Here is a 22,438-nt window from a genome sequence, read left to right as displayed (position 1 = left end):
ATGAGGCGCCAAATATTTAAAGGGTAACTACGCCTTACAGTCTTTACTGTAATATTTTATTGTTACTTGAATATACAAAATAAAAACGAAAATAAAAAATTAGAATCATTCTTTTAAGAAATTTTTAGAATTATTACTCTGGGATATTAAGGCATTACGATTTTAAAAAGAGGATCGCTTTCATCTTCCTCTGATTTTCTTTTCTTAATTTTTTTCGGTTTTCCTAATTTTTCGCGACCTGCCAAAGCATATTTATGACGTAATCGATCGTTTTTCGTAATTTTAATTTCCCCATCAATATCCCACTCAAGGGTGGTAAAATTCATCATTACTGTTTGATTTGTTTCATCTGTAGCCGAAGCTTCAACAACAAGTAATCGTACGTCAACACCTGTAGAATCAACATACATAGAGTCTTTATTTATCCTGTATCGAATCCATTTAAATCCAAATTTTTTACGAAGAAAATCACTTTTTAATTTTCCGTTCTTAAAATAAATATGATCTGCAATAACCTTTCTTTTTACAATACCGTTCTTTGTTTCAGACATACTGGTATTAAAAGCTCTCCCATGCAGAGAGTCTTTTTCGTCCTTAAAACTGAGGAGTAAAAGTGTAAGAGCAAAAAAGAAAGTGCCTTTGAAAAGATAATTTTTAATTGATCGCATATTAATTTTTTTAATTCTAATCTTTAGTTCACGAAAAACTAGAAATAGGGTGAATAATCGTTCGAATGAAACTTATAATTCTAATTAATTAGAACAAAGTTTTACGAGGTAAAATTGACACATTAACCTATTAAAATAGGTGGTCCTCTTTTGGATCGGAAGAAATACTTGTAGTGTGTAGTATATTCAAAAGCACTTTTAAGAAAACTGTCTTTAAGATATTTTACTTGATTTATAACTTGAAAAGCAAATTGTATTTTTAAAATTTCGGTAGCCTTACACTTTCGCTTAATTTTTACTTTGGTGATTGAAAAATCATTAGAAATGAAATCGCTCTGCGATAAATCTCCCGTACTTAATTTGAAGCTCGTAATCTTTGTAATTTTATTATTTAGTTTAGTGGATATCTTCTCACTTCCGAGAAGCATAAAAAAACTTATGACCAAGATTATTTTTAAAGAATTTAGCATTGCTCCACTTTAAAATTAAAAATAAATAGGCGGATAAAAAAAAGCTTTGTCTTTTTTAACGCTTCTAAGAATCATTAACATTTAAATTCACATTATTTTCAACAGAATTGATTTATATCAATTTTAATAATCCGTTTCTAAATTTTATCCACAGCAACTATATAGGTCGGATCTTCCAGAATATTAACGTCTACGATTTTATCCGCATTTGCTAGAAGTACTTTGCAATCAGCACTTAAATGTTTGAGATGCAATTTTTTTCCGACATTTAAATATCTTTCTGTTAGTTTATTTAAAGCTTCTATCCCGGACATATCTACTATTCTACTTTCTGCAAAATCAATTACAACCTCATTGGGATCACTTGAAACATCAAACTTTTCGTTAAAGGCCGAAACGGAACCAAAAAATAAAGGCCCGAAAATTTCGTAGTGCTTAATCCCATTCTCATCAACAAATTTTCTAGCCCTGATTCGTTTTGCATTTTCCCACGCAAACACTAATGCTGAAATAACAACACCAACTAAAACTGCCAAAGCCAAATTGTGCAAGAATACTGTAACAAGTGTAACCAATACCATTACCAAAACGTCTGACTTCGGCATTTTATTAAATGTTCTTAAGCTCGCCCATTCAAAGGTTCCTATTGCCACCATAATCATAACACCGGTTAATGCAGCCATTGGCAAGCGCTCTATAATTGAAGCGCCGAACATTATAAACAATAACAACATCACTGAAGCAAAAATACCGGATAATCGTGCTCGTGCACCTGAAGAAATATTAATTAAACTTTGTCCAATCATAGCACAACCACCCATACCTGAAAACAATCCTGTAATAATATTAGCTGCACCCTGCGCTGCGGCTTCTTTATTTCCTCTTCCTTTAGTACCTGTAATCTCATCTATTAAGTTTAAAGTCAATAGACTTTCAATGAGTCCTACGCCTGCTACTATTAATGCATAAGGAAAAATAATTTTAAGTGTTTCACCAGTGAATGGAATATCTGGAATATGAAAGGGAGGGAATCCGCCGCTCACCGAAGCAATGTCTCCAACTGTTTTGGTATTAATACCAAATCCAATTGCAATGGCCGAAACAACAATAATAGCGGTTAATGCGGAAGGAACAATTTTCGTTAATTTTGGTAGTCCCCAAATTATAAGCATTGTTAAACCCACTAAACCAAGCATCACGAGTAAAGTATCACCAGTCATCCACTGCAAGGCACCATCAACATTCGGCATTTTAAATTGATCCAATTGTGCCAAAAAAATTACAATTGCTAAACCATTCACAAAACCAAACATAGCAGGATGGGGAACAAGACGAATGAATTTTCCTAATCTCAAAAAACCTGCGAGCATTTGTATTATCCCAGCTAAAATTACGGTTGCAAAAATGTATTCTACTCCATGTGATTTGGCAAGCGACACAATGACAACTGCAACAGCTCCAGTCGCTCCTGAGATCATTCCTGGTCTTCCTCCAAAAATTGAGGTTATAAGTCCCATCGTGAAAGCTGCATACAATCCAGTAAGAGGGGAAAGTCCCGCAATTAAAGCAAATGCTATTGCTTCAGGAACTAATGCTAAAGCCACTGTAAGGCCAGATAAAACTTCATTTTTGTAATCGACTCTTTGTTTAACGTCGAATAGATTTAAATATTTTTTCACTTGTTTTTTGTTTTGATGGATGAAAGCTCAAATGTATATTGTTTAAATTAGTAGCAAGCTTGGTTCTAGTTTAATCTTCACTATTTCTAAGTACTTCTAAATGCTTAAACATAGAGCTCTTTAGCTTCTTACTACAGCGCAAATTTAGTATTAATTATTTCCTATGCGTATCTTTTGCGAAGCGATTTTAAACAAACATCTGCCAAATAAATGAGTTACATCAAGGGTTATGCTTGCATTTTGACAGTATTCTAATTGGAGAAACGAGCTTGATTGTATAAATCCAAAGTTCTTAAATTAAAAATACTATTGATAATTATCAATGGCTTGACACTCACATCTTTGTTAATTTCGGCCAACTAAATTTTGAGCTTTTTTAGCATGAAACATTTTGGTGTAGCAGATATTGTATCTATTCTAATGATTTTATTAATGTTATTTTTTATGTTTGTAGGACTTACTTATACTAAGACAAGGAAAAAGAAAAAATAGAATCAAGCTAGTATTACAAAAAACTAAATTAATAATTAACTTTTTATGTCAGACACTATTTATCTTTACATTAACATTGGACTTTATTCCTTTGTAGGCCTTACTATTGGCTTTCTTTTGGAGAAATTTGTTTTAAAGCGCATAAAATTATTCGCTAAAAAAACTACGTGGAAGTTTGATGATGTTATATTTAATTCGCTTGGAGGCCTTGTTGTATTATGGTTTTTAATTCTTGGATTTTCGATTGGTGTCCAAGCGCATGTCGTTCAAACTGAACTAAGAATAATTACCCATAAAATAACTGCTTCAGTTCTCATCTTATCTTTGGCTGTATTTGCAATTCGCTTATTTGTAAACCTTATCAAAGTAACTGCAGAAGACACTTCTGGAAGAGCACCTTCAAATAGCATTATACTCAATATTATTAGAATTGTGATTCTTTTGATAGGCGCTATGCTTATTCTGCAGGTATTTGGAGTATCCATTGCTCCAATACTGACTGCCTTAGGTGTAGGAGGCTTGGCTGTTGCACTTGCTTTACAAGAAACTTTATCAAATCTTTTTGCCGGAATTCAAATTATTGCTTCAAAAAAAATTCGTACCGGTGATTACATAAAACTAAGCTCTGGTGAAGAAGGTCATGTTGTGGATATTACCTGGCGTAACACAATCATTAAAGCCATTCAAAACAATCTTATTATTATTCCAAATACAAAAATTTCAACTTCAATAGTTACGAATTATTTTTTTCCAGAGCTTGAAATGTCGTTTGCTGTTGAAGTAGGTGTCAGCTATGACAGTGATCTTGATATTGTAGAGAAAATTACTCTTGAAACAGCCACTAGAATATTGCAAACAGTTGAAGGTGGCGCTAAAGAGTTTACGCCCTTCACACGTTATCATACTTTTTCTGACTCAAGTATTAATTTCGCGGTTATTTTACGAGCTCAAGAATTTGGAAATCAATTTTTAATTAAACACGAGTTTATTAAAGCACTCCATAAAAGTTACATTAAAAATAACATTGAAATACCTTTTCCAATCAGAACAGTTATTATGAAAAATAATAAAAGTGGAGAGAATAATAAATAAATATTTGAGGTTTTAAAAATAGTTCAGATAGTTTTCTAAAACTTCTGGCTTAACAACTGTGATTTTGGTGCCACTTGAGGTTATTACCCCTTCATCTTTAAAAACGCGCAGCATACGTACTAATGTTTCTTTAGCGGTACCAACATAAGCAGCCAAATCATCTCTGCCAATATTTATTGTAATAAAATTAGCTGGCTTATCTCCTTCATAAACTTTACTCAGAATGAGTAAACTCAATGCTACTCTTCCTTTTACGGCGTATTGAGAAAAAAGAGTTATTTTATTAATCCAAACACTAAACTCACTGGTAACATTTATCAAAAGTTTTTTTGCGAATAAATTTGAGGTATTTAATAGACTTTCAAAAACTTCCTTCGGAATAAAAGAAACTACAACATTATCCATTGCAGTAGCAGTAACAGGATTAGGTTCATTAGCAACTAAAGGCCGATATCCAAAGAAATCAGATTTCTTATAAATATAAATAATACTCTCTTTACCCTCACCACCGGTATTATGAATTTTAACTTTTCCCTTTTTTACGATGTAGATACCTTTTGAAAATCCATCTTCCTTAAACAAGACCTGACCTTTTTTATATTCTTTACGTATTATGTTATCTTTTGTATACTGAACCTCGTTGGGGCCAAGCATATCAAAAAACGATTGCGATTTTAATTTATATTTATCAATATTAAATTCCATAAGCAATTGGAATAAATGTACAAAATTAATCCAATTGACAAATGTCAATTATTCCATTAAATTTCTTAAATTAAATATTTCACATTGATACGGGCGTTTTTTGGGATTTTTAAAACTGTTTTGAATTAAGCATCACAGGAAAGGCCATACACCACCTTTCCTGTGTGCTCATACAACAACCGAAAAACTATGTTCTTCGGCATACACATACGGGACAAAAATAAACAAGCTAAACATTAAAACCTTTGATACAAATCAAGTTTAGTGGATTTATTTATTCATTTTTACGCAGAATTGTAGTTGACTCTATTCTAATCTCAACAGGTAGGCTTTTACAAATAAGAAGTCAAACTTAACAGATGCAAAAAAATACCGCATACCAATTTTACATTTTGCTTTTTATAGAGCCGCCCTTGTTCATTGAGCAAGTATAACTGTTCGCAAGTTATGGCTGTTACTAGTAAAAAAATTAACAAGAGTCAATTAAATTATTTTGCATTCGTTTATTTCTTCTTCAAGTTTTTTGTAAATAAAATTTATAGTTAAAAAATTAACTTCTCTGTAATCACTTGTTATTACTGATAAATCATTTACCCATTTTTAACGATAACTTCATTGATAATTATCAATTTCGTTAGGCGCTATTAACTTTAACTTTGTTGTGTACAGTATATATATTTTAAAAGCACACGAAGTTGTAAATGATTTGTTGTAATAACCCGAAACTCAAGTTTAAATATCATGAGTTTCATCTTTATCCTTTTAAGACATAAACAGTCAACAATTTTAAACTTGTCAAATCTGATGCTTCAAATATTCTGCTGCTTTAGTATTGTATTTAAATTATTAAGACTCCCGTTAATTATTAAAAAAACTTATGAATTTAAATAAGATTAATTATCTCGATAAAACCATCAGTTGGATTCATGATAAATTAAACGGAAAACAATTTTTAATATTTTCGGGCATTGCTGTTGGAGCAAGCGCTGGACTCGCTGCAGTTATTCTTAAATTATTTGTACACTTTATTAGAAAATATGTTTTAGAAGGTTACTTACTTACATTCGATTATAAGTATATCTACCTTTTGATGCCATTACTTGGTATTGGATTGACCGTTTTTATTACGAACCGCTTTTTTAGCGGCAATTTATTCAGAGGCACTATACCTATACTGTATGCCATCGCCAAAAAAGGAAGCATTTTACCTTTTGGGCAAATCTATTCTCACATTATTACAAGCGGTATTACAGTTGGATTTGGTGGCTCCGCTGGGTTAGAATCGCCTATTGTAAGTACAGGCGCCGCTATTGGTTCCAATTTTGGTCAACGCTACAAACTAACCTATAAAGAAAAAACCCTTTTACTTGCGGCTGGTGCAGCTGGTGGTATAGCAGGAGCATTTAATGCACCAATTGCCGGATTTCTTTTTGCACTTGAAGTACTTATTGTGGACATAAACATTACAGCAATCATTCCGCTTCTAATTGCAGCTGCCTCTGGTACATTAATTTCAAAAATAATATTGGAAGAAAATATTCTTCTTTACTTCAGACTAATTCAACCGTTCGATTATCACAACGTTCCTTATTACATACTTCTTGGACTTTTAGCCGGATTTGTTTCTCTTTATCACGTTGTTCTTTTTGAAAAGGTTGAACACTATTTTAGCAAAATAACTTCTGGTGTAAAAAGGTGCTTATACGGAGGGCTTGCTCTCGCTGCTCTTCTCGCGCTCTTTCCTTCCCTCTTTGGAGAAGGTTATGACAGCATAAAAAGTCTTGCTGAAATGAAACCGACTGCTTTATTTAAGGATAGTATTTTAAGTCCCTTTATTGGCAACCAGTATTTGTTACTTCTATTAATTACAATAACTTTTTTATTAAAAGCTTTTGCAGTTGGAATTACTTTAGGAAGTGGTGGTAACGGTGGAAACTTTGCACCTTCCTTGTTCATTGGAGCCTACCTAGGTTTTATTTTTGCGAATGTTCTTATTCTTCTTGGCTTTAATAACGTACCGTTTATTAATTTAACTTTAGTTGCAATGGCGGGTATACTTAGCGGGATTTTTCACGCACCTCTCACAGCTATCTTTCTCATTGCTGAAATTACTGGCGGTTACGATTTAATTATTCCGTTAATGATAGTTTCTTCCGTTAGTTTTGTTGTGGTTAAATATTTTCATCCTGAATCCATTGAAGTAAAAAAATTAAAACAGCAAGGTGCTATTGTTTCTGGTGATAAAGACATGAGTCTTTTGGGCAGAATTAATATTCGAAATCTAATTGAAAAGGATTTCGAAGTTATTGAGCCAGAAGAAAAATTAAGAATGATCATTGAACACATAAAGCACTCTAAGCGAAACAGATTTCCTGTGCTTGATAAAAAAGGTAACTTGAAAGGAATTATTTATGTGGACAGTATTAAAGAAGAAATGTTCAATCCCGATTTATATGATACAATAATCGCTAAAGAGCTTATGGTTAAACCTATCGCAAAAATTTGGATAGAAGATGACATCTTCTCCATCATGAAAAAATACGATGAATCGGGTCAGTGGGATTTACCGGTAGTTGAAAATGAACGCTATTTAGGCTTCCTTTCAAAGTCAATTATTCTCTCTAAATACCGCAACGAACTTTTATCTTCATTTTAATTAGCTTGTTATTTAATCCTAATTTAATGGTGTTAATCTTTAATGCTACAATTAGTGCATTTAGCTAATTTTACTTTGCAAAAAATGTTATAAACTAAAAGAAAACAAAGTTTTCAAGGAAGAATAATTGGTCTTTATTTAAAAATTGAGTAATTTAGAAATGACAGGAATTATAGCTCTTTAAAGTCTTTTCAACTAAAATTAATTAGACTTTATTTTGTCTTGACCATTTATTATTAACCAAAAAAATTAATTATGCAAAACAAATTAGGTATCTGGATAGATAGCGAAAAAGCTTTGATCGTGCATGTAAATGGAGATAACACGTCGGTTAAAAAAGTTGAGTCGAAAATTGAAAACAGCACTCATCATAACAAAGAAGGAAATAAAGGCTCCTTTAATGGTTCCCAACATATGAATCATGAAGGTAAATTTGACGAAAGAAAAAAACATCAATTAAATGATTTCTTAAAAGAAGTCATACATCATATTGACGCTGAAGATTCGGTATATATATTCGGCCCGGCAGAAACCAAAGTTCATCTTAAAACAAGAATTGAAAAAGAGGACGAAAAATCTCTTTACAAACGAACCCTTTTTATGGAAGCTGCTGAGCAAATGAGCGAAAATCAACTTCTAGCAAAAGTCACAGATTTTTATTCCAATTAATAAAATTGAAAGTCTGCTGTTGTTATACTTTTTAAAAATTACATGGAAAAAGAGACTGCTATTAAAAGAATAAAACTAAGGAAAATCAGAAAATCTGATTACAAACAAATTGTTGAATTACAACTTGCCTGTTTTCCAGGCATGAAGCCCTGGAACGAGGCTCAGTTCGAGAATCTCACAACAATTTTTCCTGAAGGCCAATTGTGCATTCTAATGGATAGTGAAATTATAGCCTCTTCTTCTTCTCTGATAATTAATTTTGCAAATTATTCCGAAACATCCTCCTGGGGAGAACTAACCGACAATGGAAATATTTCAAATCACACGTTAAGCGGCGACACGCTTTATGGTATGGAAATAATGGTTAGTCCAAAAAGCCGCGGTATGAAATTATCAAGACGTTTATACGATGCAAGAAAAAACCTTGCGAAACATTATAACCTTCGTCGTATTCTAATTGGTGGGCGTTTGCCAAATTTTCATAAGCACCAGAAAAAAATAGAAATTGATGAATACGTTAGCCGTGTTATTGATAAAAAAATATACGATCCTGTATTAACAGCACAACTAGCCAATGGTTTTGCATTAAAACGTATCCTTCCTGATTATTTGCCAAATGACAAAGAATCTGCCGGCTTTGCTACACTTTTAGAATGGACAAATTTTAATTATAAAAGTAAAGGTGCAATGAGTCAAATAGACTATTCACCCTATGTTCGTGTAAGTGCCGTGCAATATCAAATGCGCTCCATTAAAAGTTTTGAAGAATTTGCAACACAGTGCGAGTATTTTGTTGATGCTTCTTCCGACTATAAAAGTGATTTTGTTGTATTTCCAGAAATGATGACAATGCAATTATTATCATTTTTACCAAACAAAGTTCCTGCTATTGCTATTAGAGAGTTATCTAATTACACAGAGCAGTATATTAATTTATTTACCTCCCTGGCTGTTAAATACAATATTAATATAATTGGAGGATCTCATTTTTGCACTGAAAACGATACTCTTTATAATATTTCTTTTCTCTTCAAACGAGATGGCACCCATGGTAAACAATATAAAATTCACATTACACCCTACGAAAAAAAATGGTGGGGAGTTAAAGGTGGAAATAAAGTTGAAGTATTTGATACCGATAAAGGAAAAGTTGCCATCATAATTTGTTACGACATTGAGTTTCCTGAACTTGCTAGAATTGCTGTTAGTAAAGGTGCTAAAATTTTGTTTGTGCCTTTTAATACAGATGACAGGAGAGCTTATTTGAGAGTTAGGTACTGCGCTCAAGCACGGTGCATTGAAAATCAAGTTTACACTGTCATCACAGGCTGTGTAGGTAATCTACCAGAGGTTGAAAACTTAGATATTCATTTTTCTCAATCTGCCATCCTTACTCCTTCTGATGTTGAATTTTCTAGAGAGGGGATAGCCGCTGAAGCAGTTTCTAATACGGAGACTTTAATTTATCAAGATTTAGATCTTGGGTTATTAGACCGTAATCGGGAAATGGGTGATGTACAAACGTGGAACGATCGTAAGCAAGGCCCTTACAAGTTAACTTATTTGGACGGAGAAAAAGTTATTGAGGTATAATGAACTATTAAATAGAACGGAACTACTTTTATAAAATGAACACTTAATTTGAAACGACTTTTAAACGTTTAGATTTCGTGCGTTCTTTCAGCCAGTTTTCCAATTGTGACTTATCAATGTGTTTGGGTTTTTTGTGGAGTAAATAGTATACCAAAGTAATTGTATCTAAGCCTTTTTCCGTAAAATCCAAAGTTCTTGAAATAATTAATTCTTTTGGTTTACCATAGAGTGCTGAAAATTCTCTGTAAATAGAAGAGTCAGCGGCTTGAAACTGACTGTTTATTCTCATATTTAATTTGTTAATCAATTTATCCTTTTCGATTAGTTGCGTTTTTAATTCGAGACTAATATCAGGTTTCTCAGCTATAAGTTCTTTTGTTCTTTGGTTAGTATTAAGAGTTTGTTCAATGATGACTTCTGCTTTTTCTAATCCGTATAACTTTTTCTTTTTTACAATTGTGCGCGACAAACTATCCGTTAATTTCTCGCCATAAACAAAAAGTTCAATTCTTCTGTCTCTAACATCAATCGTTTTGTCAATCACAAATATTCCGTTCGATCTTACTTCTCTATTAATAAAGCTTTCTGCATTTTGTTTAAATATTTCTTGCTCCACAAAACGGTAAGCCAGAAAAATACTTGGAATAATGGTTAGAATGGCGATCCACCAAATGTACTTGCGCACCTTTTTTTCCATTTCTTCATTTACTAAATGAACAGGTTTAAATTTTAGATACCTTACAATTAAAAAAGTAGAAACGCTTATGAATACACAGTTTATAAGAAAAAGATAAAAGGCTCCTAAAAAATAATAAATATTTCCTGTACCTAATCCATAACCTGCCGTACAAAGCGGTGGCATTAAAGCAGTAGCAATAGCAACCCCAGGAATTGCATTCGTAATGCTTTTTCGTGAACTTGCGATAATTCCGGCAAGACCTCCAAACAAGGCAATTAAAACATCCCATATTGTTGGTGTTGTTCTTGCTAGTAATTCCGATCTGGCTTCATGCAAAGGCGAAATAAAAAAGTAAACAGTTGAAGCAATTAAACTTATAGCAGCTGCAACAAATAAATTTTTTAAAGCATCTTTAATTAATTGAAAATCAAAAATACCTGCACCCAATCCAATTCCCATAATAGGTCCCATTAGCGGAGAGATAAGCATGGCGCCAATAATTACCGCAGTAGAGTTTACGTTTAGACCTATTGAAGCGATCAGAATGGCGAAAATTAAAGTCCACAAATTTGTGCCTTTAAACTCAATGTTCGACTTAATGGAATCAATAATTGTATTTTCATCGGCCTTTTCCGCGTCCAAGTTAAACCTATACCGAAGCAGGTTTCTGAGAGAATATTGATTTTTATTGTCGTTCATTACGCGTGAAGAATGCGCTGCAAAATACTAAATAAACAAGTAAGTCACATTACAGAAAACGTAATAAATGTTGCAACAATTGTTACTTAAGTAGTATCTTGCGTCACCAAATTATGACTGTTTTTACTGCCATATCCATTATTATTACCTTGTCTGCCTCACTCGGATATATGAATCATCGTTGGTTAAAACTCCCATCTACAATTGGTGTAATGATTTTGAGTTTGATTGTTGGTGTTTCACTTAAAATTTACGGCTCCTTTTATCCCGAAAACATTGCTCCATTGCGTGATTACATGAATGCTTTTGATTTTAGTTCCTTCGTACTTGATATTATTTTATGTTTTTTACTTTTTGCTGGAGCGCTCCACGTTAAATTTTCTGAATTAAAAGACGCGAGGGCTACTGTCATCTCTTACGCTACAATTGGAGTTTTAATTTCTACATTTTTAATTGGCTTTCTAGCTTATTGGATCTTACCATTGTTCGGCTATCATCCGCAACTTATTATTTGTTTACTTTTTGGCGCACTCATTTCACCAACGGATCCCATTGCAGTTATTGGGATTTTAGCAAAATACAATGTTCCAAAAAAATTAAAAGTCGAAATTGTTGGTGAATCACTTTTTAATGATGGTGTTGGTGTAGTGGTTTTTATGATTATGTATTCTGTTTTACAACTTGGAATAGATAGTCTTACAATTAATAGTTTATTCGAGATTTTTTTGCATGAGGTAATTGGTGGGCTTGGAGTTGGTTTAGCAGTGGGATATGTTGGCTATCGACTTATGAAATCAATTGATCATTACCAAAGTGAAGTTTTAATTTCTCTTTCCATTGTAATGGGAGGTTATACACTAGCTGATTTTATTCATGCCTCTGGTCCTCTGGCTATGGTTGTTGCAGGACTCTTAATTGGAAATCAAGGAAAAAAAGAAGCCATGTCTAACATTACAGCTGAGTATGTGGACAAATTTTGGGAATTGATTGACGAAATCTGTAACACCATTCTATTTGTTTTAATTGGTTTAGAAGTTTTTATTATCCCTTTGCATACAAATTATCTATTACTTGGAGGTGTTTTCATAGTAATAACTTTACTTTCACGTTTTATTTCACTTGTTCCTTCTTACCTCATTCTTAATCGCAAACAAGACAATAAATTACTCGGATTAACTACTTTAACCTGGGGGGGCTTGCGTGGTGGCATTTCGATCGCCCTCGTACTTTCTCTGAGTAAACAAACACCTTACAGCGAAATGTTTTTGGTGATCACATTTTGTATTGTTCTTTTTTCAATCGTTGTGCAGGGTTTAACAGTAAGCAATCTGTTAAAGCGTTATAAATAAAGGATTGTTGACAATCATTTCATTTCCTACTCAACGGAAGGTTGCTTGTTGTTATTTTTATATAACAATTTTTAAATGCATTCTAACCAAAGGCGATCTGAGATCACTCGCCGGAGTTTACACCTTTTCGTTTTTGGCCGTAATGGGTTTATTTGGAATTGGAAATTTATTATTAAAAATAAAACGAGCTAAATTACCGCGTCCTGAAAAAGCACGCGGACTTGCAGTAGTGTTTGCCGTATCATTGATCATCGTTGCATTTATCGGCAATTACCGTGTTAATCAGGGATTATTTTTTACATTTATAAAATACCTTGTGCCAACATTTCTTGTCTCCACTTTAATGCTCAATAGATCAGTAGTCGTAAAATTTTTAATAGAAAGTATTGAATACCTGTACAGACCTCTTAACAAATTTGTTCGTTTAAGTAATATTTATCTTGAAAAACTTCATTCAAAAATTAATTCTCAGGAATTTATTTTTTTTACGAAAGGGGATAATGTCGCTGTACTTAATCGCGTTATGCAATATGTAAGCGATAATGAAACAACTAAAAAACTTAAAATCGCAACCATTACAAAAGGAGAAAGTAATATTCCTTTAACAAAAGACATCAAAGTTTTAGACCGTTCTTATCCCGAAATTGATATTGAATACCTAGAAATTAATGGCGTGTTTGATCCTGAATTAATAGAAGAGCCATCCAACAAATGGGAAATACCAAAAAACTTTATGTTTATTGGTTCACCTGGAAATAAATTTACTTACAAGGTTTCTGAACTGGGCGGTGTAAGACTTATTATTTAGAGCTTGTTATTTTCCTAATTATTAAACACACGTTTTTTAAATTCTTTGATCAAAAAAATGAAAACAGCCGTGTAAACGAGAAGGCCCATAAGAAAGGTAACCAAAGTACTTAAATTATTTACAGCGTCGTCATATAATTTATAAGTCCAAAACATGGGGATAAAAGAAAGAAAATACCTCCAAGTTCCCGGGAATATAAAACCAAGAATAGGAATGATAATCAATAAATTAATTCCCTTAAAAAGCGCCAATCCTTCAACTTTGTTTTTGGCATAAGTTGAAATAATCAAACTTATAAAAGGTGCTGCTAATCCATACTGTAAGGCCAATAAAAATCCATTCCAATAACCTGGCCAGGCCAAATCGACCAATAAAATCATGCTATAAGCACCGCTAAAAGAAAAAAAGGAAGCAAACAAAAAACGGTAAAGTATAAAGTAACCAGCAGAAATTGGCAAAACCCGAATGGCCTGCAAAACATTTTCGTCCTTCTCCTCCAAAATAATAAAACCGGTAATAAACCCAAACATCACTGAAGTTTGAATACATCCCATCATCATTATTTGAGGATGAAACTGCCTTACCGCAGGGCAGATATCAGTTATGTAAGGAATAAAATACTTAGCGAAACAAATTAACAATACGGGTACAAATAAAAAAATTATCAACATGCGATCCCTGAACACATGCTTAAAATCGTTGAGTGTAAGAAGTATTATTTTTTTCATTTTAATTAGTTAAGATTCTTTGTAAGCAAACGTAAAGCATATAAGTACGTTACTACTGTCCATAAAATGGCTGCCACATAGCCGTAAATAATTTGCATGGTAGTTGTATTTTTTTCAAAGCTTGCTTTAAAAAGATCAATGCAGGCTTGCGTCGGCATCCACAAAAACCAATTTCTTGAAAGTAATTCATAGTATCCTAAAAAGGGAAGTGAAAGCAAAATAAGCACTCCCACAGACTTCAATATAAACCGGTTAAAGGTATTTACTCCTGCTACCATAATCATTCCCAAGAAGGTAAAAAAGCCAGTAGTTAAAACGCTTGCAAAAAAATAATGCACCATGTTAAAATTTGTTCCAACAGCTGCAGAAGCCATTGCGCAGCAACAAAACAAAGAAATGCTAGTGAGTGAAACTGTTTTTGAAAGGATATAATTTCGCTCCTTTAAAGGGCTCACAGCCAAAACCTGAAGCGTGTTTTCATTTTTTTCAAAAAGAATCATCACACCGGTAAATAAAAATCCCAACAAGGCAGGATCATTAAAAATGAGGAGAATCAATATTTTATCCGTATTTCCAAACTGAGCAATTCCTTTAAAAATTGCAATGTAAACAGCCGTTAGGGCGATTGAAATTCCAATTACTTTGTAGCGTTGCAATAAAATAAAATCGAGTTTCAGTAAATGAATAAACTGTTTCATGTTAAACTTTTTCCGGTTACTTTAATAAAAATATCGTCCAGACTAGCCTCTTTCGAATGAATCGTGTCAATTATGTTTAGTTTTATGGCGTTTATAAACTCTGCATTGTTTCCCAAGTTGTCTAGTGAAAACTCCAATTTATCAGCTCTATTTTTCAAAGACACTTCGACCTTTCTGTTGCTATGTTTCAGTTTCAAAGTCTTAGGTTCATCGATGGCTAAAATTTTACCGTCTACCAAAAACGCAACGCGATCACACAATTCATCGGCATCGTGCATTTGATGTGTTGTTATGAAAATCGTTTTGCCTTCTTTTTTGAGTTTCAAAACAATATCCTTAATAATTCTTGCATTCACAGGATCTAAACCCGAAGTAGGTTCATCTAAAAATAAAATATCAGGATTGTGTATAAACGAACGAATAAAATTCAAACGCATTTTCATTCCCTTTGAAAAATCGCCCACCTTTTTATTAGCGTCCTGCTCAAGTCCTACCATCTCAAGCAATTCCATTGGATCGGTGGACGAACTATAAAATCCTCTAAAAAAATTAAGGTTTTCTAAAGCAGATAGTTTTAAATAATGATTCGGCAATTCAAAACCCACTCCTATTTTTTCATACAGACTTTTATCCCAATCCTTCACTTCTTTACCATCAATCAAACACCGACCTACATAGTTTGAAAGCAGTTTAAAAAGTATTTTTTGAACCGTGCTCTTACCTGCACCACTCGGACCTAAAAAGCCAAATACCTCGCCTTTAGGAATATCAAAACTTACCTTTTTAATAGCAGGTTGTTCTGCTCCCGCATATGTGTATATAAGATCTCTAACCTCTATCATGTTTTCTATTTTAATGCTTTTTCTAATAATTTAATCAACTCGTCCACGGCCTTCATTAATTCTTTAGCGTTGCCTCCAAAAAGTGGTTTTCCCTTTTTAATATTTTTTTCAAAATCTACCTTATAATTATTTTGAAGTAATTCTGCAACACTCATACTCATCGTAACCATGAAGTGCGCCATAATGTTCGTTGAATTTTTTTTATTAAAAGAACCGGATTTTTTTTCCGCCTCAATCAATTGAATGAACATATCATTCGCCTGTTTCTTCCAACTATTTAAATAAGGCAATAACTCGTTACTCGTTTCCTTAAAACCCACCCGGTACAAAAACAAACTGCATAAGGGAGCCTCCAAATCAAAATTAATTCCGTTAGCATACACGGCCCTGTAGTATTTCCAAAAATCCGGGTAATCTGTCCGTTTTATTTCTTTTATATAACCAAGCTTAGTGGTTTCACAATGCTTTTTTAGAAACAACCAGAGTTCTAATTTATTTTCGAAATATTGATAAACACTCCCTTTTGCAATGCCCAACACTTTTACTATTTGCGTGATGCTTGCAGAGTTAAAATCATTCACGGCAAACTCTTCAAGAGCAGCATTTATAAAACGATCTCTTTTATCAGGACTTAAATTATTAAAGGTGCTATTTGACATAATTATGACTATACGGTCACAAATATACATCTTATTATGACTAGTTGGTCACTTTAAACGTTTTTTTTGCTTTTTTTAATAAAGCCCTAAAAACATTACATTTACTCATGGCTTATTCCGAAAAAATCACTGACAAAATTCGTGAGGCTCTTGTGCATTTGAAGAGTGTAGAAGAAAAGTACATGTTTGGAGGTGTCTGTTTTATGGTAAATGGTAAAATGTGTGTTGGAGTGATAAAAGATGAAATGATGTGTCGCATCGATCCTAAAATGGAAGATGTTGCTTTTGAAAGGGTAGGTTGTAGGCCCATGGATTTTACCAAAAGACCCATGAAGGGTTATGTATACGTGAGCGAGGAGGGCATGAAAACAAAACAATCTTTTAATTACTGGATAAATTTATGTCTCGAATTTAACACTATTGCCAAAGCCAGCAAGAAAAAACCAAAGAAATTAAATTGATTACTTATATAACTGTTTTACGCCTAACCATAAAAATTCATAATGAACGTTAAGTCAGTTAAGTCGTCTAAAGTCCCTTTTAGCCAAACAAATATTTTCTTAGTTATAGGTGCAATCGCCTTAATCACTTATTTTTCTTATTCTCCCGCTATCAAAAACAACTTTATTAATTGGGATGATAATGCTTACGTGTTTGATAACGGTAATCTGAGCAAACCTTTAACAGAAGCAGTTGCTTATTTTTTTGATCCAAATTATTTTATCGGGAATTATATCCCGCTCACAATGGTTGTCTACACAATAGAATATAAGTTTGCTGGTTTGGATCCTCATTTTTTTCACGGATTAAATATTTTAATTCATATCGCCAACTCTCTTTTAGTTTTTTACTTTGCTTACCTACTAAGTAAAAAAAAATTATTTGTTGCGACACTTGTATCTTTTCTATTTGCAATTCATCCCATGCACGTAGAATCTGTCGCTTGGGTTTCTGAGCTAAAAGATCTACTATACAGTTTCTTTTTTCTTTTGGGGTTACTACTCTATTACCAGTACCTGACATTAAAAAACACATCGCTTCAAAAATCAAATAAAAAAACCTTCACTCAAAATCCATCGGTGATTCTCACAACAATTTGTTTTCTTTTTATTTTATCAGTGCTCTCAAAACCAGCAGCCATAACTTTTCCTTTTGTATTGCTTTTACTCGATTTTTACACGCAGCGTAAATTCGATAAATGGCTTTGGATTGAAAAAATACCTTTCCTTATTATCTCAATCATTTTTGGGATGATAGCCTTGGTGGCACAAGAAGCAGACGGGCTTCTACACGACACTTATTCGCTCTCACAACGTTTCTTTTTTGGATCGCATTCGCTTCTCACTTATCTCTTTAAACTATTTCTTCCTATAAATTTATCCATCTTCTACCCCTACCCTGCCATTGCTGAAGGAACTTTACCTTCCTCCTTTTATTTTGCTCCTTTCCTAGTTTTGCTTCTGTTTTTTGGTTTATACAAAACATTAAAACATTCACGCTTATATGTTTTTGGATTTTTGTTCTTCTTGCTAAACTTACTTCCTGTATTACAATTCGTTTCTATTGGTGAAGCCATTATGGCAGATCGCTATTCATATATTTCGTACTTAGGCATCTTCTATATACTGGCCATGGTATTCGACTCTTTTGTAAGTAAAAAAGGTTTCGCCCATAATAAACCCTTTGCAGCATTAATAGTTGCTGGACTAGTCATTACGCTTTCTATACTTACATTTTCAAGGTGCAAGATTTGGAAAAACGACGACACAGTTGCAACAGATTTACTTAACAAGTTTCCAAATGATAGACTCGCTTTAAATAATAAAGGTTTTATCCTTTATAGTCAAAACAGGTTCAAGGAGGCGATAGATTTATTTAGCAAAGCAATTGCATTAAAGCCTAATTATACCATGGCACATATAAACTTAATAAATTCTTATGCCTCTTTAAATGATCTGAACAATGCGAAAATAGCTCTAAACAAAGCCATAGAACTTATTCCGACTGATTTTAATCTACTATATAGTAAGGGCGTTTTCCTTTATAATGAGGGTAACTATTCTGAAGCGATAAAATTTTACAATAAGGGGCTAGAATTAAAAAAGGACAACATTAATGGCTATATCTATTTAGCCGAATCTTATTTTGCTCTAAATGATTATGCTAAAACTCTTAAAGCTATAAATGAAGGGCTAGGTTATCAACCAAACAATTATATTTTACTCAACAACAAAGGTTATGTTTTATTGGTTATGAAAAAATACGAAGAAGCAAGCGGATATTTTATTGCCAGCCTCAAACAAAAACCAGGTTACGATAGAGCCACCGCCAATCTTGCAAATTGCCGTGAAGCAATGAACAAAAATTCACAACAACCTGGCAATTAAATTAAATTTATCGGTAAAAAGAAATTACCTCAGAACTTTCTTTTCGTTTTAAATCTGGCACTTTCGTATCCTTTGCTAGATAACCGATAGGGATTAATAGATAAGGCTTTTCATTTTCTGGCCTGTTAAGAATTTTCGATAAAAAATTCATCGGACTTGGCGTATGTGTTAATGCTGCTAAACCACAATAATGAATAGCTTCCAATAAAAAATCACAAGCAATGCCAACAGACTCGCTTACATAATAATTATTTCGTTTCTTACCATTTACTATTTCGTAAGAGCGTTTAAACACAATTATTAATGCTGGTGCATCCTCTAAAAAAGGCTTATGCCAATCTGTACCCAAATAACTTAAATCTTCCAGCCATTCTTCCGGCATTCTTCCATTGTAACTTTCATACTCTTCTTTCTCTGCTTCTATTCTTATTTTTGATTTTATCTCGGGATTGGTTACTACACAAAATGTCCAAGGTTGTTTGTGGGCTCCCGAAGGCGATGTGGAGGCTGCCATTACTATATTCTCAAGAACTTCCTCCGAAATCGATTCTGTCGAAAAATCGCGAACAGTCCGTCGAAGATCCATATAAGCAGAATGCTCTTTACTGCGTTCTAAAGTTTTTTCTTTTGAAAATATTTCTTTTGTATAAGGTACAAATTTAGCTTCCATAGTTTCTAAAATGGTTTGCCATGTGTTAGGGAAATAATTTTTTTCATTAAGCCTGGCATTTTGTTCAACAAGATAAGACTTAAATGTGTGATTTTATTTTTCCCGAAAAGTTGTTGCAAATAATAGCCAGCTTTTATTCGCGTGGAAAAATTCTTATCCCATTCATGAGAATAAGCACTAATAAGTTCTGATTTAGAAATTTCTAACTTAAAGTACTTATGCAGCAAAGATGCCAAAATTTTAGAAGTCCGCATTGCCATACTCATACCATTTCCACACAAGGGAGCTATAGCCCCGGCAGCATCGCCTAATAAAAAAACGCCATTTGAATAGCTTTGTTTTTTTTCGAAAGTTATTTGACTAATTGTTAAAGGCTTATCAAACAAGAACTTTGACTCTAAGAAATACTTTTTCAGAAACGGATTTTTATAGAGAATCTCTTCCTCCATTTTTTTTATGTCCTTATCATAATCGTTTAAGTTCTTAGTTGTAGTTAAATAGCACAAACAGTATTTTCCATCCTCCACTTTAGAAATTCCACAATACCCATCTTTAAAATTATGTAGTTCGATTCGATCATCTGGAAAAGAAGTTTTTATGTGGTATTTTACAGCGATGTAATTTGGTGAGTAGTTTTTTGTACTCTTATTAATAAATACCGGTGCATGTTTCCCATAACTTCCACAAACTATTTTCGAATAAAATAATCCGTTGCTCGTAGTTATGGTAGTGGAGTCATTCAGCTCTTCGCAATTCGTTACTTTGCAGTTTTCCTTTAGAATCACGCCATTTTCCTTTGCCAAAAGTGAAAGTCGATGATCGAGGGTGTACCGGCTAATTCCAAATCCCCCCAATACTAAAGATGCTTCTAGCATAAATTCTTTTGTTGAAGAAATCCCTAAACGATTTATTTCAGGAAGTTGCATGTCTGCCAAAGGCAATCCAAGTTCAATTAAAAATGCCCAACTTTCCTTGGAAATGTATTCTCCACAAACTTTATGAAAGGGGTATGTGTTTTTTTCAAATAGAACAACAGTATGTCCCTGTTTTACAAGCTGAATCGATAAACAAAGTCCTGCTAATCCACCGCCAATGATGGCACAATCATATGTCTGCTCATTTTCCATCTGGATAAATAATCACTTCGTGGCGAAATGCCCATTTGTTTTTTACACTGCAATTCTTAGCTCCTGAACTTAAAAGAATTTCTTTCCACTCGTTCTTTTTAAACCCTCTTAACACAGACAAAGGTGCATCGTTCTTTACAAGATGAGATTTCGAAAATAGTTTAGTCAGAAATTTAATAGAATAATAAGCCAATGGATTTCTTTCCAAATCATTAATTACTAATACAGATTTGTTAGCGTTTGCGAATTTTATTAATTCAATAATTTGATCATTTGAAAGATGATGACAAAACAAAGAGGCGTGAATAATGTCTACTTGATTTGTGTGTTTATAAACATTTCTATAATCGTCACAAATAAAATTGATTTGATTGTTAGGCTTATTTTTAATTGAATAATCAATGCAAGTCTGTTTTAAATCTACGCCAAACAATTTAACTTGATAATTATTTTCGGAGCTCCATTTGTAGATGTGTTTAAGTGTGTCGCCTCCGCCGCTGCCTATATCGACAATTGTATACTGCTTGTTTTTTGAAAGATTTTTTTTTAAAGCTGAAAAAGTGATTTTATAACCGCCGAGTAAGGAATTAATGGTATCTAACTCTTTGAGATTCTGAAACAAATCATTTTCGGGAATATTGTCCGCATCCAACAGTTCTTTTTTATCACTTCTCTTTTTAAACATACTTTAATAACATTGCTTCAATACTTAAACCTGGACCAAAAGCTGCAGAAAACAACTTAGTTCCTTTTTTTGCCATTCTATTATTTTCTAACACACGCTTTAATACAAAAAGAACAGTTACGGATGACATGTTTCCATAATTCTTTAATGTTTCATAAGAATCAGCAAGCTCGCTGTCGTTTAATTTCAAAACTTTTGCAAAGTCATCTAATATTTTTTTACCACCTGGATGAACAGCCCAAAGACTAATTTTTTTTGGATCAATATTTACTGATTTCAGAAGTGGCTTTAAACTCCCACTGATAAGCTCAGAAACATAAGAACTTAAATTCATAATAAATCCCTTTTCCGATAACTGCCAGGCCATTTCGCTAGCACCTTTGTGAATGATTTGAGAATGAAAACCATCAATCTTAATTCCTTCAAAAAAAGGTTCTTTAGGTTTTTGAGCGCTTAAAATCACTGCAGCGCTTCCATCACCAAATAACGAAGTTGAGAGCACATAATCATCGTTATAAATTTTTCTAAAATGAATTGTGCATAATTCTGTGCAAACAACTAGCACATTTGCGTTTCTATTACTTTCACAAATTGTATGCGCGCTGTGCATGGCCATAATAGCCGCGTTGCAGCCCATAAAATTCACACTACTTCTAACCGTTGACGGAGACAGATTTAGTTCCTTAATCAATTCAACATCCAATCCAGGCGCAAACAAACCAGTGCAGGTGACTGTAATTATATGTGTAATATTCTTTTGTACATTTTTAAAATCAGGAATCGCATGAACTGCTTTTAAAGATAATTTTAAAGCTTCCTTTTTAAATATTGCCATACGCTTTGATAACCCAGGCTCAGGCTCTAATAAAGCAGTCTTCTCAAAAAAATTGAATTTTTTTGGTTCTAAACTGAAATCAGGGATAACGGAATACCGTGTTTCAATACCCGATTTCTCCGAAACAATTTTAATTTTTCTTTTAGTCTTTTCATCCTTTGTGGAGTTTTGAAAAAAACGCATAATCGCCTCCTTTTTATGAAGGTATTCGGGTACAGCAGTTCCAATGGCAACTAGATAACTCACAA

The 22,438-nt window shown here is 33.2% G+C and carries 20 protein-coding genes; 8 read left to right on the top strand and 12 right to left on the bottom strand.

The features are described from left to right. Positions 1-146: 146 nt before the first annotated feature. Together P2086_RS07410 and P2086_RS07405 are read right to left on the bottom strand one after the other, a co-directional pair. Positions 147-668: a hypothetical protein gene (locus P2086_RS07410; protein WP_317899813.1), complete on the bottom strand. Its 522-nt coding sequence runs from the start codon at positions 666-668 to the stop codon at positions 147-149. A gap of 607 nt (positions 669-1,275) precedes the next feature. After that, positions 1,276-2,817 carry a SulP family inorganic anion transporter gene (locus tag P2086_RS07405; protein ID WP_317899812.1) on the bottom strand — a complete coding sequence of 514 codons (1,542 nt, stop codon included), beginning with the start codon at positions 2,815-2,817 and terminating at the stop codon, positions 1,276-1,278. A gap of 537 nt (positions 2,818-3,354) precedes the next feature. Between P2086_RS07405 and P2086_RS07400 the strand changes: the two genes are divergently transcribed. Beyond that, positions 3,355-4,401 (top strand): mechanosensitive ion channel family protein, encoded by a 1,047-nt coding sequence (locus P2086_RS07400; RefSeq protein WP_317899811.1) that lies wholly within the window; start codon positions 3,355-3,357, stop codon positions 4,399-4,401. Between the two features lie 12 nt (positions 4,402-4,413). Here the strand turns inward: P2086_RS07400 and P2086_RS07395 are convergent, their stop codons facing one another. Continuing rightward, the gene (locus tag P2086_RS07395; protein WP_317899810.1) at positions 4,414-5,106 is read right to left on the bottom strand and encodes a Crp/Fnr family transcriptional regulator; all 693 of its coding nucleotides are present in this window, start codon (positions 5,104-5,106) and stop codon (positions 4,414-4,416) included. A gap of 877 nt (positions 5,107-5,983) precedes the next feature. Between P2086_RS07395 and P2086_RS07390 the strand changes: the two genes are divergently transcribed. The 3 genes from P2086_RS07390 to P2086_RS07380 all read left to right on the top strand — a co-directional run bounded on the left by P2086_RS07390 (position 5,984) and on the right by P2086_RS07380 (position 10,024). Further along, on the top strand, positions 5,984-7,762 hold the full coding sequence (locus tag P2086_RS07390) for a chloride channel protein (protein WP_317899809.1): 1,779 nt from the start codon (positions 5,984-5,986) through the stop codon (positions 7,760-7,762). A gap of 255 nt (positions 7,763-8,017) precedes the next feature. After that, entirely contained in the window at positions 8,018-8,431 is a 414-nt protein-coding gene (locus P2086_RS07385) for a hypothetical protein (RefSeq protein ID WP_317899808.1), read from the top strand. A 42-nt stretch (positions 8,432-8,473) separates the two neighbouring features. Further along, positions 8,474-10,024, top strand: coding sequence for a carbon-nitrogen hydrolase family protein (locus tag P2086_RS07380; RefSeq protein ID WP_317899807.1), 1,551 nt, complete (start codon positions 8,474-8,476; stop codon positions 10,022-10,024). A 43-nt stretch (positions 10,025-10,067) separates the two neighbouring features. Here the strand turns inward: P2086_RS07380 and P2086_RS07375 are convergent, their stop codons facing one another. Then, positions 10,068-11,345 carry a TIGR00341 family protein gene (locus tag P2086_RS07375; RefSeq protein ID WP_317899806.1) on the bottom strand — a complete coding sequence of 426 codons (1,278 nt, stop codon included), beginning with the start codon at positions 11,343-11,345 and terminating at the stop codon, positions 10,068-10,070. A gap of 170 nt (positions 11,346-11,515) precedes the next feature. Here P2086_RS07375 and P2086_RS07370 point away from each other — a divergent pair, with 170 nt between their 5' ends. Both P2086_RS07370 and P2086_RS07365 read left to right on the top strand, forming a co-directional pair. Beyond that, positions 11,516-12,751, top strand: coding sequence for a cation:proton antiporter (locus P2086_RS07370; protein ID WP_317899805.1), 1,236 nt, complete (start codon positions 11,516-11,518; stop codon positions 12,749-12,751). A gap of 4 nt (positions 12,752-12,755) precedes the next feature. Beyond that, entirely contained in the window at positions 12,756-13,559 is an 804-nt protein-coding gene (locus P2086_RS07365) for a hypothetical protein (protein WP_317899804.1), read from the top strand. 14 nt (positions 13,560-13,573) lie between these two features. On the opposite strand, the gene P2086_RS07360 is transcribed toward P2086_RS07365, so the two are convergent. Genes P2086_RS07360 through P2086_RS07345 form a run of 4 tightly spaced genes read right to left on the bottom strand, consistent with a single transcriptional unit; the run spans position 13,574 to position 16,486 of the window. Then, complete coding sequence (locus tag P2086_RS07360; protein ID WP_317899803.1) at positions 13,574-14,287, bottom strand: Rv2686c family ABC transporter permease subunit; 714 nt, start codon at positions 14,285-14,287, stop codon at positions 13,574-13,576. Between the two features lie 5 nt (positions 14,288-14,292). Next, positions 14,293-14,985: a fluoroquinolone export ABC transporter permease subunit gene (locus P2086_RS07355; protein WP_317899802.1), complete on the bottom strand. Its 693-nt coding sequence runs from the start codon at positions 14,983-14,985 to the stop codon at positions 14,293-14,295. Beyond that, positions 14,982-15,827, bottom strand: coding sequence for an ABC transporter ATP-binding protein (locus P2086_RS07350; protein WP_317899801.1), 846 nt, complete (start codon positions 15,825-15,827; stop codon positions 14,982-14,984). Before P2086_RS07350 ends, P2086_RS07355 begins: the two co-directional genes overlap by 4 nt. Positions 15,828-15,832: 5 nt before the next feature. Further along, positions 15,833-16,486: a TetR/AcrR family transcriptional regulator gene (locus P2086_RS07345; RefSeq protein WP_317899800.1), complete on the bottom strand. Its 654-nt coding sequence runs from the start codon at positions 16,484-16,486 to the stop codon at positions 15,833-15,835. 107 nt (positions 16,487-16,593) lie between these two features. On the opposite strand from P2086_RS07345, the gene P2086_RS07340 reads away from it, so the two are divergent. Together P2086_RS07340 and P2086_RS07335 are read left to right on the top strand one after the other, a co-directional pair. After that, positions 16,594-16,947: a TfoX/Sxy family protein gene (locus P2086_RS07340; protein ID WP_317899799.1), complete on the top strand. Its 354-nt coding sequence runs from the start codon at positions 16,594-16,596 to the stop codon at positions 16,945-16,947. A gap of 42 nt (positions 16,948-16,989) precedes the next feature. Continuing rightward, on the top strand, positions 16,990-18,873 hold the full coding sequence (locus P2086_RS07335; protein WP_317899798.1) for a tetratricopeptide repeat protein: 1,884 nt from the start codon (positions 16,990-16,992) through the stop codon (positions 18,871-18,873). 7 nt (positions 18,874-18,880) lie between these two features. Here P2086_RS07335 and P2086_RS07330 read toward each other — a convergent pair whose 3' ends face one another. From P2086_RS07330 to P2086_RS07315, 4 genes are read right to left on the bottom strand one after another with little or no spacing between them, the layout of a single operon-like run. Next, positions 18,881-19,543 (bottom strand): nitroreductase family protein, encoded by a 663-nt coding sequence (locus P2086_RS07330; protein WP_317899797.1) that lies wholly within the window; start codon positions 19,541-19,543, stop codon positions 18,881-18,883. 5 nt (positions 19,544-19,548) lie between these two features. Then, a complete protein-coding gene (locus P2086_RS07325) occupies positions 19,549-20,670 on the bottom strand; it encodes an NAD(P)/FAD-dependent oxidoreductase (RefSeq protein WP_317899796.1) in 1,122 nt (373 codons plus the stop codon). Continuing rightward, a complete protein-coding gene (locus tag P2086_RS07320) occupies positions 20,660-21,355 on the bottom strand; it encodes a methyltransferase domain-containing protein (protein ID WP_317899795.1) in 696 nt (231 codons plus the stop codon). Before P2086_RS07320 ends, P2086_RS07325 begins: the two co-directional genes overlap by 11 nt. Next, the gene (locus P2086_RS07315; protein ID WP_317899794.1) at positions 21,348-22,436 is read right to left on the bottom strand and encodes a type III polyketide synthase; all 1,089 of its coding nucleotides are present in this window, start codon (positions 22,434-22,436) and stop codon (positions 21,348-21,350) included. The genes P2086_RS07320 and P2086_RS07315 overlap by 8 nt, the downstream gene beginning before the upstream one ends. Between the last annotated feature and the right edge of the window lie 2 nt (positions 22,437-22,438).

This window comes from Aurantibacillus circumpalustris, from assembly GCF_029625215.1.
GTDB classification, from domain to species: domain Bacteria; phylum Bacteroidota; class Bacteroidia; order B-17B0; family Aurantibacillaceae; genus Aurantibacillus; species Aurantibacillus circumpalustris.
The sequence above is the reverse complement of the archived record's forward strand: the minus strand, read 5'-3'. Positions and strand labels throughout refer to the sequence as shown.

Excerpts from the sequence above, each read along its gene's own strand:
- P2086_RS07345 (WP_317899800.1), bottom strand. The coding sequence starts at position 16,486 with ATGTCAAATAGCACCTTTAATAATTTAAGTCCTGATAAAAGAGATCGT.
- P2086_RS07340 (WP_317899799.1), top strand. The coding sequence starts at position 16,594 with ATGGCTTATTCCGAAAAAATCACTGACAAAATTCGTGAGGCTCTTGTG.
- P2086_RS07350 (WP_317899801.1), bottom strand. The coding sequence starts at position 15,827 with ATGATAGAGGTTAGAGATCTTATATACACATATGCGGGAGCAGAACAA.
- P2086_RS07410 (WP_317899813.1), bottom strand. The coding sequence starts at position 668 with ATGCGATCAATTAAAAATTATCTTTTCAAAGGCACTTTCTTTTTTGCT.
- P2086_RS07400 (WP_317899811.1), top strand. The coding sequence starts at position 3,355 with ATGTCAGACACTATTTATCTTTACATTAACATTGGACTTTATTCCTTT.
- P2086_RS07355 (WP_317899802.1), bottom strand. The coding sequence starts at position 14,985 with ATGAAACAGTTTATTCATTTACTGAAACTCGATTTTATTTTATTGCAA.
- P2086_RS07370 (WP_317899805.1), top strand. The coding sequence starts at position 11,516 with ATGACTGTTTTTACTGCCATATCCATTATTATTACCTTGTCTGCCTCA.
- P2086_RS07325 (WP_317899796.1), bottom strand. The coding sequence starts at position 20,670 with ATGGAAAATGAGCAGACATATGATTGTGCCATCATTGGCGGTGGATTA.
- P2086_RS07330 (WP_317899797.1), bottom strand. The coding sequence starts at position 19,543 with ATGGAAGCTAAATTTGTACCTTATACAAAAGAAATATTTTCAAAAGAA.
- P2086_RS07385 (WP_317899808.1), top strand. The coding sequence starts at position 8,018 with ATGCAAAACAAATTAGGTATCTGGATAGATAGCGAAAAAGCTTTGATC.
- P2086_RS07380 (WP_317899807.1), top strand. The coding sequence starts at position 8,474 with ATGGAAAAAGAGACTGCTATTAAAAGAATAAAACTAAGGAAAATCAGA.
- P2086_RS07320 (WP_317899795.1), bottom strand. The coding sequence starts at position 21,355 with ATGTTTAAAAAGAGAAGTGATAAAAAAGAACTGTTGGATGCGGACAAT.
- P2086_RS07360 (WP_317899803.1), bottom strand. The coding sequence starts at position 14,287 with ATGAAAAAAATAATACTTCTTACACTCAACGATTTTAAGCATGTGTTC.
- P2086_RS07395 (WP_317899810.1), bottom strand. The coding sequence starts at position 5,106 with ATGGAATTTAATATTGATAAATATAAATTAAAATCGCAATCGTTTTTT.
- P2086_RS07335 (WP_317899798.1), top strand. The coding sequence starts at position 16,990 with ATGAACGTTAAGTCAGTTAAGTCGTCTAAAGTCCCTTTTAGCCAAACA.
- P2086_RS07390 (WP_317899809.1), top strand. The coding sequence starts at position 5,984 with ATGAATTTAAATAAGATTAATTATCTCGATAAAACCATCAGTTGGATT.